The organism is Acinetobacter sp. 8I-beige (assembly GCF_902505955.1).
Lineage (GTDB): Bacteria > Pseudomonadota > Gammaproteobacteria > Pseudomonadales > Moraxellaceae > Acinetobacter > Acinetobacter johnsonii.
Genome location: NZ_LR732790.1, coordinates 1,523,248 through 1,537,400, shown reverse-complemented (window position 1 = coordinate 1,537,400; position 14,153 = coordinate 1,523,248). Strand labels below are relative to the sequence as shown.

The 14,153-nt window shown below is 40.6% G+C and carries 11 protein-coding genes; 8 read left to right on the top strand and 3 right to left on the bottom strand.

Going from position 1 to position 14,153, the window contains the following annotated elements:
- The first annotated feature begins 117 nt into the window (after window positions 1-117).
- From GVX98_RS07255 to rpmE, 4 genes are all read left to right on the top strand, one after another.
- Window positions 118-2,259 carry an MFS transporter gene (locus tag GVX98_RS07255; protein ID WP_159127658.1) on the top strand — a complete coding sequence of 714 codons (2,142 nt, stop codon included), beginning with the start codon at window positions 118-120 and terminating at the stop codon, window positions 2,257-2,259.
- Window positions 2,260-2,383: 124 nt separating this feature from the next.
- A complete protein-coding gene (gene gloA, locus GVX98_RS07250) occupies window positions 2,384-2,785 on the top strand; it encodes a lactoylglutathione lyase (protein ID WP_004693583.1) in 402 nt (133 codons plus the stop codon).
- A 167-nt stretch (window positions 2,786-2,952) separates the two neighbouring features.
- Window positions 2,953-3,933, top strand: coding sequence for a bile acid:sodium symporter family protein (locus tag GVX98_RS07245; RefSeq protein ID WP_004693581.1), 981 nt, complete (start codon window positions 2,953-2,955; stop codon window positions 3,931-3,933).
- A 205-nt stretch (window positions 3,934-4,138) separates the two neighbouring features.
- The gene (gene rpmE, locus GVX98_RS07240; RefSeq protein WP_004693579.1) at window positions 4,139-4,366 is read left to right on the top strand and encodes a 50S ribosomal protein L31; all 228 of its coding nucleotides are present in this window, start codon (window positions 4,139-4,141) and stop codon (window positions 4,364-4,366) included.
- Window positions 4,367-4,511: 145 nt separating this feature from the next.
- Here the strand turns inward: rpmE and GVX98_RS07235 are convergent, their stop codons facing one another.
- Genes GVX98_RS07235 through epmB form a run of 3 tightly spaced genes read right to left on the bottom strand, consistent with a single transcriptional unit; the run spans window position 4,512 to window position 9,399 of the window.
- Window positions 4,512-6,638, bottom strand: a complete 2,127-nt coding sequence (locus GVX98_RS07235) for an EAL domain-containing protein (RefSeq protein WP_159127657.1) — start codon at window positions 6,636-6,638, stop codon at window positions 4,512-4,514.
- On the bottom strand, window positions 6,620-8,365 hold the full coding sequence (locus GVX98_RS07230) for a GTPase (RefSeq protein ID WP_148827089.1): 1,746 nt from the start codon (window positions 8,363-8,365) through the stop codon (window positions 6,620-6,622). The genes GVX98_RS07235 and GVX98_RS07230 overlap by 19 nt, the downstream gene beginning before the upstream one ends.
- A gap of 17 nt (window positions 8,366-8,382) precedes the next feature.
- A complete protein-coding gene (gene epmB, locus GVX98_RS07225; RefSeq protein ID WP_159127656.1) occupies window positions 8,383-9,399 on the bottom strand; it encodes an EF-P beta-lysylation protein EpmB in 1,017 nt (338 codons plus the stop codon).
- Window positions 9,400-9,708: 309 nt separating this feature from the next.
- Between epmB and efp the strand changes: the two genes are divergently transcribed.
- The 4 genes from efp (at window position 9,709) to GVX98_RS07205 (ending at window position 14,134) form a co-directional block, all read left to right on the top strand.
- Window positions 9,709-10,278 carry an elongation factor P gene (gene efp / locus GVX98_RS07220; RefSeq protein WP_004693574.1) on the top strand — a complete coding sequence of 190 codons (570 nt, stop codon included), beginning with the start codon at window positions 9,709-9,711 and terminating at the stop codon, window positions 10,276-10,278.
- Window positions 10,279-10,446: 168 nt separating this feature from the next.
- Entirely contained in the window at window positions 10,447-12,549 is a 2,103-nt protein-coding gene (locus GVX98_RS07215) for a carbon starvation CstA family protein (protein ID WP_159127655.1), read from the top strand.
- A gap of 10 nt (window positions 12,550-12,559) precedes the next feature.
- The gene (locus tag GVX98_RS07210; protein ID WP_004693572.1) at window positions 12,560-12,862 is read left to right on the top strand and encodes a YbdD/YjiX family protein; all 303 of its coding nucleotides are present in this window, start codon (window positions 12,560-12,562) and stop codon (window positions 12,860-12,862) included.
- Window positions 12,863-13,114: 252 nt separating this feature from the next.
- Window positions 13,115-14,134, top strand: a complete 1,020-nt coding sequence (locus GVX98_RS07205) for a 2-dehydropantoate 2-reductase (protein WP_159127654.1) — start codon at window positions 13,115-13,117, stop codon at window positions 14,132-14,134.
- Window positions 14,135-14,153: the final 19 nt, after the last annotated feature.

The following is a 14,153-nucleotide window of genomic DNA, read 5'->3' as shown; positions in this document are numbered from 1 at the left end:
CAAGCAAAGTCGCAGTGTTTGTCGACAAAAATAGAACATTGATTTTATAAATCAGGTTGAAACAAATTGTATTAAGGGTTTGAATAGCAGCATTGGTTTTAAGACAACAAAAACGTAATGACAACACAATCTTCAGGATGGAAATCCGCCTTTACTGCATTTTTAGATCGCCGTGCGTTGATCATGCTGTTTTTGGGTTTCTCAGCAGGTATTCCAATCCTGTTAATTTTCTCGAGCTTATCTTTATGGCTAGGTGAAGCAGGTATCGATAAGAGCGCTGTGACTTTTTTTAGTTGGGCTGCTCTGGGTTATTCATTCAAATTTGTTTGGGCTCCTTTGGTCGATGAATTGCCTGTACCAGTGCTGACCAAATTATTGGGTCGTCGCCGTGCGTGGTTATTGATCGCACAACTCTTAATTATCTGTGCCATTTCTATCATGGCTTTTTCAGATCCGTCTCTTGGTCAGAGCTATCTTTACCAAATGGCTGCGGGTGCTGTGCTTTTAGGTTTTTCTGCTGCGACACAAGATATTGTGATTGATGCCTATCGTATTGAGCTGGCAGAAACGCAAATGCAAACGGTGTTGGCTTCAACTTATAACGCTGGTTATCGCATCGGCATGATCGTTGCGGGTGCAGGCGCGTTATTTTTAGCGGCTTATTTGGGTACAGCTAAGGGCAACTATATTTATGAGGCATGGAAGTGGACGTATTTGGCAATGGCTGCGGTCATGTTGGTCGGGATCGCAACCACTTTATGTATACGTGAGCCACAAGTTGATCGGGTACGTAAAGAATATAAACGAGTAGATTATTATCGTTTAGTGGCAGTTTTTTTTGTATCTGTGGTGAGTTTTGTGCTGAGTTATATTTACTCAGGCAAGTTAACTGAAATGCTGATTCAGCTCTGGTCGATCAAAGATAGTTTTGCACTGTTTTGTTTTGAGGCTTTACGTTTTATTGGCTCTGGCGCTGTTGCATTTTTAGTGGGTTCAAGCCTTGTCAAAATCGGCGCTGTGAACAAGCAAATGGCCTATGAAACATGGGTGAATCCTGTTGCTGACTTCTTTAAGCGCTATGGCGTGAAATTGGCGTTGGTATTGCTATTGTTGATTGGTTTTTACCGTATTTCCGACATTATTGCAGGTGTGATCTCTAATGTGTTTTATCAAGACTTAAACTTTACCAAAGAGCAGATTGCTGAAGCGGTGAAAGTTTATGGGGTGATTTTTAGTTTGGTTGGTGGGTTTTTAGGAGGACTACTGGCGCAGCGTATGAACATCATGAAATTGATGTTTGTCGGAGCAATCTTGGCCAGTTCAACCAATCTCATCTTTATTGGTTTGGTCAAATCAGGACAACCTTTAAATGATGTTGTGATCAATGTTGGTGAGCAAAGTTTCAAAACTCAAGCGGATGAGACAGGTGCATGGGCAATTAAGGTTCCTGTTGAGCAACTTCAGGCAAATGAACGTCTAACTGCAACGGCCAGTTTTCAAAATGATACTTCACAGCCTGTCTCGGTCACATTGCCTTATATTAGTCAACCGGGTGCATCTACGGCATTGCTCTTGCTTCCGATCACGGCTGATAATGTGATTGATCAACGAGAGTCTGAAGGAAGTATCGTGGTACGAGGTCAATACCTTGCTACACTGGCTGAAAACCAAAGTATTAAATTGAGCTTAGATGGTCAAAGCTTTGATGCAAAGTTAGACAAAGAAGGTGTGTTTAGCGCAGCAATCCCTGCTCAACTGCTTCTTGATTCAAACTCTAAAAAGCTGAATGCCATATTGATGCAAAATGAGCGTGCGCAACAACACACTGCGCTGAATTATCAGGTGGATCCCGCAGCTGCAAAATCTGTAACTTTAGATGTTGATCTTCAACCGATTAATTTGAATGAAGCAGTTGATGGGCAGTTAGAAGTTAAAGGGAAGGTGATTAAGGAATATAGTTCAAACTGGCTGTATTTTGCGATTATTGTCGACAACTTGGCATCAGGTTTAGCTGGTGCTGCATTTATTGCATTTCTATCAAGTTTGACCAGCGTATCTTTCACTGCTGTTCAGTATGCGATTTTTAGTTCATTGATGACGTTGACACCTAAAATACTAGGTGGATATTCAGGGACAATTGTGTCCAATATTGGCTATCCAAATTTCTTCTTGCTGACCACACTCATTGGAATCCCAATTTTAATCTTAGTGGTCTGGGTGGCGAAACTTCTACGTGAGCATGCCGCTGAGCAAAGTTAAAGCATCGATTTGTTTCGAATGAAAAAAGTAGCCCTTGTGGCTGCTTTTTTTGTGGTTGAGGTTTGAAATATAGGACGGCTTTGCCTATATTGGGGGCTGAGAATAAATCATGAGGAAAATTCCAATGCGCATGCTACATACCATGCTACGTGTAGGCAATTTAGAACAATCTTTGGCGTTCTATACTGAAGTGCTTGGTATGACTTTGCTTCGTAAGCGTGATTATGAAGAAGGTCGTTTTACTTTGGCATTTGTGGGTTATGGCGATGAAGAAAATCATACGGTTTTAGAGCTGACGCATAACTGGGATACGGACAGTTATGAATTGGGCAATGCTTATGGTCATATTGCCATTGCTGTAGACGATGCATATAAAGCTTGTGAGGAAATCAAAGCACGCGGTGGCAATGTCGTGCGTGAAGCTGGACCAATGAAGGGTGGTGTAACGGTTATTGCCTTTGTAGAAGATCCGGATGGTTATAAAATTGAACTGATTCAACAAGATAATAATGCACGTAATAACTAAGCCGTTATTAGGTCATATGCAGCGTGTATGCACAGTATTAATTAAAAAAATATTGAACATATCCTGTAAACGCTAGCTTTATTTATATAGCTCAGTAAGATGAATTTACCCAAAGGTAAATTAGTCACTGGGCTTTTTCATTTTTAGAGGAATGACAGGATGTTGGTATGTTGAAATTATTGGCACTCGATCGGTTTACGTTATTGCTATTTGTTATGGTGCTCTTAGCCAGCTTCGTCCCTGTTTCAGGTCAAGCTGCCAGTGTATTTGGTGTACTGACGACGGTCGCGATTGCGATATTGTTCTTTTTGCATGGCGCTAAACTATCCCGTGAAGCCGTGATTCAGGGCATGATGCATTGGAAACTCCACGCGTTGGTTTTTGCATTTACCTTCATCCTTTTTCCAGTTTTAGGTTTACTTGCTAAACCTGTATTGGTACCACTACTTGGGCAGGAGTTGTATTGGGGCTTTTTGTTTATGTGCTTTTTGCCATCGACAGTACAGTCTTCAATTGCGTTTACTTCGGTCGCGCAAGGCAATGTGGCTGGGGCGGTATGTAGTGCTTCATTCTCGAATTTGATCGGGATGTTTATTACCCCTGTGATGGTGGCCTTTTTCATTTTGGGGCAATCAGAGCATGGTTTTGATCCAACCTCGTCTATACTTCAAATCACTTTATTGCTGTTGGTTCCATTTGTCCTTGGACAGTTACTTCGACCATATGTATTTCCGTATATGCAAAAAATGCCAAGCATTGTCAAAGCATTCGATCAGGGGTCGATATTAATGGTGGTGTACGGTGCTTTCAGCGGTGCGGTGGTAGCGGGCCTATGGCAAGAGGTGAGTGTCGGTACTTTAATCCTATTGATTATTGTGTGTTCGGTCCTATTGACGATTATTATGTTACTTGGGTTGTTTTTACCACGTTGGTTGGGCTTTAATCGTGCTGATCAGAAAACCATTTTTTTCTGTGGTTCAAAAAAGACCTTAGCCAGTGGCGTTCCAATGGCACAGATTCTTTTTATTGGACAACCTTTGGGGATGATTGTTTTACCGATTATGATTTTTCATCAAATACAGCTGATGGTGTGTGGGATTATTGCTAACTATTGGGCCAAGCAATCTGAAATTGAAACGAAAGAATAATTGGCTATCTGATACTATATCTCGTATAATATTTGCCACTTGTTGTGCTTAGCTCTGACGGTATCCGTCTCGGTGGGCCAAAAGAATGGTCTGTTATGGTGTTGATCTGCAACTTAATTTAATTAAGTGGCCCTTTCCTCAATTTTGAGAGTGATCAATTGCGATGACAGCAAAACCTTCTTTAATTTTTATGGAGTAATCGACGATGCGCGCCGATATTCACCCAAAATACCAAACTTTAGTTGCTACATGTTCTTGCGGTAACGTAATCGAAACTCGTTCAGCACTTGGTAAAGAAACTGTTTACCTAGACGTATGTTCAGCTTGCCACCCATTCTACACTGGTAAGCAAAAGAACGTTGACACTGGCGGTCGTATCGACAAGTTCAAACAACGTTTTGCTGGCATGTCACGTTCTATCAAACGCGACTAATAGCAAAAGAAAAAAACGGGCATTTGCCCGTTTTTTTATGCCTATGATTTGGATACAGAGTCATAGGACCGATAGCTAGATCATAAATAAAAAGACCTCATATAGAGGTCTTGAAATTTAGAGGCTATGATCCAAGGTTTAACCTTTACTGATCCTGAACGTCAATCAGATGATCGAGTTTCTTCTGGAAATAATCGCCTTGAATAAAGCGGGCATCGACATTCCATGCATTGGCAAACGAAGTCATATCATTCAGATCACGCAGCATAATTTGAATGTTTTTCAATTGATGGTATACCGCAACTTTTTCTTGCAACTCTTCCGTGTTGGCGTCGCTACTGAGCATGCGAGTTAAGTTTTCATGTAAAGTGAGATTGTTGATATCGAGCTGACGTAGGATCGATTCACTATAAATACTATTACCAAAGTCACGAATCGAAACTTCAGCACCATATTGGCGAAGCTGGGCAATGTATTTTTGTGCTTCAGCAATGTTCTGGCTGATATCATCCTCAGAGAACTGAAGGGTAATCGGGTGACTTAACTTACTGCGTACAATGGTAATCAGTTTGGCGATAAATTCAGGGAAAGTACGGTCATTCAACAGTACGGCTTTGTTTAAGTTTACAATCAACTTTGCTTCAGGATACTGAGTGATAAAATTGTGTAGCTGTTTACACGACTCAACTAAAATCCAGCGGTCAAGCTTAATAGACAGTTCGTGGTCTTCACTTAACTCTTTGAGGCTCGATATATCTTTCCATGTATTACCATAAATAAAGCCACTGGTGACCTCATAGGTATATAAATTGGTGTCTTCTTTATCGTAAAGCTGTTGATATTTAAGATGAATCTCACCACGCTCTAAAGCTAGATGTAAAGCTTTAAGTACCGTAGGTTCATTTGCTGTTTTTTGAGTGTCTAAAATATCGCTGACTGTAGGATTAATCAACTCAATCACAGGCATGTCAATACTGGCTTTTTGCTCAATTTCGCAATCGTCTTGATTGGTCGGTAAAGCGGTTTTAAAGGCTGAGCACAGTAAGTGTTCAAACTGATCTTGATTTGAAATTTCACCTTTCAATAAAGTGTAGCCAATGCGCAAATTTACTGGATAGCTATTGTTTTCTACCGTGATGAGCTGTGGTTTGGTGAGCGCATTTAACGCAATCAGCTTGGATTCGAGTTTGGCCTGTGATTCTGCTTGGAATAAACCAACGATGGTTTGCCCACTCGCCTTAAATAGAGGAATATGAGTCTGTTCATTTAAAAAGCTGTAAATATTGTTAAAATAATCACGCGTGGTTGCCCAGTTGGCTTTAAAAATTTCATCTGGACAAGAGCTAAGTGCAAAGCTAACCAACGCATTCTGATCAGAAGGCTGTTTGGTCATAGCACGGTTAATTTGTTGATACGTATTAGGTTTTGTCGCATGCTTTTCAGTGTTGACCGATGGAGCAGCAGGGCGTTCAGATTCGACTTCAATCGTCAGTTGGAGAGCATCATCTTCAGGTGCGGCTAAAAACTCAACTTTTAAAGGATTTTTAGTTTGGGCATTGCTATTGAGAGTAGCAACTTCAAAAGCACCTAAATCAAACTGACCTTGTGAAATTTTCTTAAAACGGATTTTGAAATCGTTTACATCTTTCGGCTGGAGAATATCAAGCAGCGGTTGACCAATAATATCATCTTCAGAGCTTAGGCCGAACAGTTGTAAGTATTCAGCATTGGCTGAAACATGAATCCCTTCTTGAATTAAAGCGATGGCTTTATTGCTTTCTTCAACTAAAGCCTGTGCCTGACTTTGCGCTGTTTCAAGCTCATTCATGAGTTGTTGTTGGCTTTGCAATAAACGACTTAATGACAGCGCACGCAATAGACCTAAGTAAAAGCTATCCGCTTCTTCTAAGTCCAAAATATCATAGACCCCTTTACGAATAAAACTTGCGTATTGGGTTGATTGATATTCATCGGGCTTTAATAAAATCAGCGGTAAATTGACTTGGTTAGAGTTGCGAATCAAAGTCAGTGCTTGTTCATACTTTAAGTCATAAGCGCGACCAAAAATCACGACATCCCAAGGCAGATGGAGCTGTTTTTCAAAGTTTTGTAAGTCATCCAGTAAAGTGGCATGAACTTGATGATCGCTAGAAGTTAAAAGGTCACGAATTTGGTTATAACGGATCTGATTATCATCAATAATGAGTAAACGTGTTTCCGTACGTTTTAACTTTTTAGATAATAATGGATTTCTCACTTCAATGCTTCCCATAAATCGTGATTCTTAATAGCATTCATTTGCTTTTGAATAAAACTTTGAACCAATGGTTCTTGTTGGTCATTCAACAATTCATAATCAAAACGAATAAAACTTTGTGTAATTAAATGTGCTTTTACTAAATAAATTTTAAGATCTTCATCACCTAAACGTAAGTGGATGGTTTGTTTTTCTCGGTACATATTCGAACCTGGCACAATGAGACTGGTCTGTACTTCATCTAGCTGGGACGTTTGTACCAATAACGCAGGTTGATAGTTCTGAGTGGTTCGGTCTGTTTTTACCATAACAGCACATGGGAAAAGATCTTGTGCTAAGATTTCTAACCCTAGTTCCAAGCTTTTTTCACTTGATTGTTTAATCCAGCGAATCACACCACCACGCCATTGGCTATGCGCATTTTCTTGGACCAAAATAAACTCACCTGTTTTTAAATGTGCAGGTGTTGGTCCAGTCCAACGAATACGGTAACCATTCACACTAATATCTAAAACTTCGGCAGGGTAGATTTGTTTCGATTCACGATCAATCATACGAGCAGAACTTGTTTCCACAGGAATATTACTGTTCATGGAGTTGATCACGTGACTTTCATTCTGAAAGTTGTAGTTACCTTCTAGCTCTAAAGTTTCATTAAAGTTCTTGCCTTTAGACAAATAGAAATGTGCGACTGACAGGCCAAAACAAATTTGTAATTGGGCCGAGTATTCATAACGTTCATGCTTACGTTCAATATTATTGGTCAATAAGTTATGAATGTGAAAATGCAGAGCAGGGGTAAGGAAAATCTTCTCATCGCGCGATAGTGGCTCAGCGCGTTTGGTTTGCATCTCTGAGAGATGGTCAAGCAGAGCTTGCGTCGAGATAAAAATATTCGGCTGAATGTGACTATTTTTTTGAGAATTATAAGTTGGTGGATAATCTTTTGATGCATCGACAATATAGCGAGATAAGGTGGTTTCTTTAGGTAAAATTTGAATCAGTTTCGCCCAATCAAAACTACACAAAAATAGTCCTTGAATTTCACCTGGACGGATTTGATGGGTGTTGAAAATATCTAATAGAATGAGCTGCGCATAGGCTTGGCTAATATTGTTCAGTTGATGCTGCGTGCCTTGTATCTGATTAATATTGGTCAAATAAAAGTTATTTTGAATAGCAGAATCCAAGAGCTGATGAGCCGCTAACCACTGACCTGGAATTGGTGAGCTATAGAGCAAATGCTGTTGGTACAACAACAGGGACAGTTGTTGTAAAGCATAATAACTTGATACGGTTCGAGCCGTTTGTAGGTTCTTTTTTTGGTTAAAAGCAAATAGAGAAAACTTATTTTGAGTGATTTGCTGAGAAACACGTTTTGCAATGTCGATATAGACTTTTGCAAAATGACTACGCATTAATAAGGCAAGCTCAATAATATGGTCATTTCGATCTGTGGTGATGAGGCCCTGATTAAAAAAATGTTTCTCTAAGCTGGTAAGCACATTTTCCAAATTTGGATGCAGCACTTGAACCAAATCAAAGCGAAGTGTTTCGCTGACTTGAAGCTCGGATACTTCAAGTAATGCTTGAAATAAGGAACGAGAAGAGTCACCCAATTGTAAAATGGATAAGTTTGCCAACCATTCTTGTAAGCCTTTGACTGTGCTTGGGCAGAAACTAAGCTTATCCAACTTTAATTCGGTTGGTTTCTGGAAGATATCTGAAGTACTCGTCGTCATCATCGTTATTATTTAACTCAAAAAGTTGAAACCCCGAAAAGTGGTGTCTTATTCTTTTCTCCCGCAATTTCCCTGACCAGCTTGGGAACCAGATAGCCGGGTAGATTCGCCAATAATCCTTGATATAGAACATCAATGTCTTGCGGGTTTAAATCAAAATGGTGAGCCCCTTTTACTTTATCTAAAACATGTAAATAGTATGGCAATACACCTGCATCGAATAAACGGTAGCTCAAATCTGTCAAAATTTGAACGTGATCATTGACCCCTTTCAACAAAACCGCCTGATTGAAAACGGTGATTTTTTCTGCGACTAATTGCTGTAATTGACGGCAGGTAAAATCATCCAATTCCGATGCATGATTTGAGTGTACCACTAGAATAATGCGCAGCCTACTGTTTTTTAAGATGGAAATTAGCTCATCATCGACACGGTTAGGCATTACGATAGGAACTCGTGAGTGAATTCTCAAAAATTTAAGTTGAGGAATACTTTCTAAGCGTTCAATCCATAATTTTATTTTACGATTGGACAGCGTTAAGGGGTCTCCACCACTCAAAATGACTTCATTAATGTCAGGTTGCGACTGAATATAGTGTTGAATATTGATCCAATCTTCCGACTTTGGCAGGTTCTCTTGATAGGGGAAATGTCGGCGAAAACAGTAACGACAATGAACGGCACAAGCCCCAGTCAGGGTTAGTAAAAAACGAGTTTTATATTTGTGCAAAACACCGGGTTGTTGGTTGGCTTGTTCCTCACCCAATGGGTCGGTCACAAAGCCGGGATGTTCTTCAAGCTCAAGATGATGGGGTAGGACTTGAAGGAGTAAAGGATCAAGCGGATTACCTTTTTGCATTCTTGTCACAAAAGTACGCGGAACACGGAGTTTAAATTGGGTTGACGCAAGCAGTGCGCCTGACAGCAGTTGCTCAGGAGAAAGTTCTAGAATGTTAAGTAATTCTAAAGGATCGGTGATTAAATCACTGAGTTGAGCTTGCCAATTTTGCTCTTGGTACAAATAATGAGTCATGCAATAAGGGGTCAAATACTAGGTCAAAAGAAAGTTAGGTCATCAAATCGGGTGATGTCGAAACGAGTTGTTCGGATGTGTGCAGTCTAAAAAGGCTTTTTCAATACACAAAAACACGCGGAACGGGGCTATTTTATCAAGATCTTCGGCTTATAGGCAGTGGATTTTCATTGCTTCATAACACCTTGCTCATTTACAATACGAGGCATCAAAAAAGATGCCCTATCTTTATGGCCCTGCTTTTCAAAGCTTTGGTGTCTAAGATAAAGACATAAATATTTAAGTTAGTTAGTTTGGAGTGCGCCAGTCATGGCCTATTATTCTACGAATGATTTCAAGTCAGGCCTTAAGGTCATGCTTGATGGTAACCCATGTTCAATCATGGAAAATGAATATGTAAAGCCAGGTAAAGGTCAAGCATTTAACCGCGTAAAACTACGTAATTTACGTTCTGGTAAAGTTTTAGAAAAAACATTTAAGTCTGGTGATTCTTTAGAAGCGGCTGACATTGTAGAAGTAGAAATGGAATACTTGTACAACGACGGCGAAATGTGGAACTTCATGGATCCTGTATCATTTGAACAGATCGCTGCTGACAAAACAGCAATGGGCGATGCTGCAAAATGGTTAAAAGATGATTCAAATGAAAAATGTACTATTATGCTGTTCAATGGCGTGCCATTAACAGTAAATCCACCAAACTTCGTAGTTTTGAAAATTGTTGAAACTGATCCGGGTGTACGTGGTGATACTTCTGGCGGTGGTGGTAAACCTGCAAAATTGGAAACAGGTGCTGTAGTACGTGTTCCATTATTTGTACAGCAAGAAGAAAGCGTTCGTGTAGATACTCGTACTGGCGATTATTTAGAACGTGCATAATGGTTTAAAAATAGACTATTATCGGAAGGGATGATGAAAATCATCCCTTTTTTTATGCCAAAGTATTAGATCAAAACAAGGAGATGCAGAGTAAAGTCGCAAAGGAAAACAGCAGTACCTCGAATAATTAAAGACGCTGATTGAATGCAACAAATATGAGGGATTGAAATGGAATCTGTTCAGCCGAAGTCAACCCTGACTTCAAAAATCATCTGGCTACTGGTAGCCATCGTCGGTGCAGTCTCTTTTGGGATATTGGCACTGAGTCGTGGTGAGCATGTCAATGCCATCTGGCTCGTACTTGCTGCGGGCTGTATTTATAGTATTGCTTATCGCTTCTATAGTTTATTTATTGCAAATAAAGTTTTTGAGCTTGATGAACGTCGCTTAACTCCCGCGCATCGTTTGAATGATGGTCTGGACTATGTTCCAACCAACAAAAGTGTTCTATTTGGACATCACTTTGCAGCGATTGCAGGTGCTGGTCCATTAGTAGGGCCTATTTTAGCAGCGCAAATGGGCTATTTACCTGGCACGATTTGGTTACTTGTCGGTGTAGTGCTTGCAGGTGCAGTACAAGACTTTTTGGTATTGTTTATTTCTACCCGTCGTGATGGACGTTCACTCGGTGAAATGGCAAAACAAGAGCTTGGAACGTTTGCAGGTATTGTGGTTATGCTTGGTGCGTTGGGGGTAATGATTATTATCCTTGCTGTTTTGGCACTAGTCGTGGTCAAAGCACTTGCACACAGCCCATGGGGCGTATTTAGTATTGCGGCAACGATTCCAATTGCGCTCTTCATGGGGATTTACATGCGTTTTATCCGCCCGGGTAAAATTGCAGAAGTATCTATTATTGGTTTCGTTTTGATGATGCTCGGCATTGTCTACGGTGAAAATATTGCCCAGCATCCATATTGGGGTGCGTTCTTTACACTGTCGGGCACTCAGTTGACTTGGGCGCTGATTATTTATGGTTTCGTGGCTTCAGCACTACCTGTATGGTTGTTGCTTGCACCACGAGATTACTTATCAACCTTCCTAAAGATTGGTGTCATTGCAGGTTTGGCAGTCGGTATTATTTTCGCAATGCCAGAAATGAAGCTGCCAGCATTCACGCAATTTATTGATGGTACTGGCCCTGTATTTGCAGGTTCAATGTTCCCGTTCTTATTTATTACCATTGCTTGTGGTGCAATTTCAGGTTTCCACGCTTTAGTGTCGTCTGGAACTACGCCGAAACTTGTGAACAATGAACGTGATATTCGTATGATCGGATATGGCGGTATGCTCATGGAGTCATTTGTTGCAATCATGGCTCTGATCTGTGCCGCAGTGCTTGATCCGGGTGTGTATTTTGCGATTAACTCACCAGCCGCTTTACTGGGTACAAGTGTAGACACCGCAGCTGAAGCTGTTCGTAACTTAGGTTTTGTTGTTACTCCAGAAACATTAACTTTACTGGCTCAAGAAGTGGGTGAAAGTACCATTCTTTCACGTACTGGCGGTGCGCCAACTTTTGCTATTGGTATGGCTCACATCATTACGGAAATTTTCAATAGCCGTGAAATGATGGCGTTTTGGTATCACTTTGCCATTTTATTCGAAGCACTATTTATTTTAACAGCAGTTGATGCGGGTACGCGTGCGTGTCGTTTCATGGTGCAAGACACAGTTGGGATTGTGATTCCTGCGGTGAAAAACTCACATAACTTCTTCGGAAATTTGTTGGGTACAGCAGTTGCGGTTTCAGGGTGGGGCTTCTTTGTTTACCAAGGTGTCGTCGATCCGCTCGGGGGCATCAATAGCTTATGGCCACTGTTTGGTGTGGGTAACCAGATGCTTGCGGCAATGGCATTGATCTTAGGTACGGTTATCCTCTTCAAAATGAAGAAAGAGAAATATGTATGGGTCACGATTATCCCGACCATATTCTTGTTGATAACCTGTATGACAGCGGGCTGGCAGAAAATTTTCCACGAAAATCCGAAAATTGGTTTCTTGGCACAAGCTGAACGCTTTAACAATGCAATTGCAAACAATGAAATTTTAGCACCAGCGAAAACAGTTGCTGAAATGCAGACCGTTGCGATGTCGAATCAGATCAATGCCGCACTCTGTGGATTCTTTATGATTGTGGCGATTGTGATGCTGTTTGCTGCGATTAGAGTGATTCGTCGTGCATTGGCAAGCCCAGTTCCGACGGTGCATGAGGCAGAAGCCATTTATCGTGATCCTGAAGACATTCAGCCATCAAAAGCTGGGCATTAAGGAGAGTCAGATGAATCTAAAATTTGCTAAAAGTGGAAAAACGATGATTTATAAAATCATTAAAATGACCGTGATGTCGCAGAAAGATTTGATTCTGAACCCTAAAAATTGGTCTCGAATTGCGACGCTGTGGCAACGTTTGCAGCAAAGTTTCCGCTTGATGGTGGGGGTGCCTGACTATCCAAACTATTTGGAGCATATGAAAAAGCACCATCCTGATTTAGAAGCGATGGATGCTAAAACTTTTTATCGTCATTGTGTGGATGCGCGTTATCCATCTGCAACGAATGGCATGAAAAAGTGCCCTTGTTAATGTAATTAATCAGTTGAAAGACGGCACTTCGGTGCCGTTTTTTTGTGAAAAATCGAGTGAAAATAATCAATTACATGCGGTTGCTCGTGTTAGATTCGACGGTGTACTTTTTGCATGAAGCAAGTTGTTACATCATGGATTCAATCATAACGCAACACGGAGTGTGAGGCATAAAAGGTTCATGTCGTATATTTGACAGCTTTTGATTGTTATAGCTCTTAAAATACTGGAATGTTTGCAAAGGGAAATTGAATGAAAATATATATTTATGGTGCTGGAAGCATTGGGTGTTATTTAGGCGGAAGTTTGGCTGCTGCGGGTAGTGATGTTACTTTTATCACGCGTCCACGTATTCATGCAGAGCTTTCCCAATTTGGCTTAGTGTTAACCGATTATTTAGGCAAAAATATCAAACTTGCACCTCATCAACTCAAACTAACGACTGATCCTGCTCAGGTTGTGGATGCTGATGTTGTTTTTATTTGTGTGAAATCGGCAGCAACGGAACAAGTTGCGCATGAACTTAAAGAATATTTAGGAACTAAAACACGGCTGATCATCAGCTTTCAAAATGGCTTAAGCAATGTCCCTATTTTAAAAAGAGTTTTGCAAGGGCAGATGATTTTAGAGGGGATGGTTCCTTTTAACGTCGCCACGCAAGAAGCTGGGCATTATCATCAAGGTACCTCTGGTGCATTAAGTGTTAAGCAATATCCGAATCAAAATTTGCTTGAGAATGCATTTCAAAAAGCAGGTTTAGAGATTGTTTTTGAAAAAGACATGCTGGCTGTGCAGTGGGCCAAGCTTTTACTTAATTTAAATAATTCAATCAATGCATTGTCAAAAAAACCGCTAAAGGAACAATTGTCGATTCGTAAATATCGCCAATGTGTGGCAATGGCGCAGCAGGAAGCTTTAGCACTGCTTGATTCTGCTCAGATTAAACCTGCAAAGTTAACCGCAGTTCCGACCCATTTGATTCCCAAATTGCTGAGTTTACCCAATCCACTATTTAAATTATTAAGTCGTAAAATGTTGGCAATCGATCCGCTGGCTCGGTCGTCTATGCAAGATGATTTAATTGCAGGCCGTCCCACAGAGGTCGACTGGATTAATGGTGAGGTTTTAAAACTCGCAGAACAATGCGGTAGACAGGCTCCAATCAATGCACGACTCATAGAATTGATTAAGCAAGCAGAGAAATCATCTCCTTTATTTTCAATGAGTGCAGATGCTTTAAAAGATCAGTTGAAATTTGCAGCGAAACAATAGTTTGAGCTGAGGGAAGTCA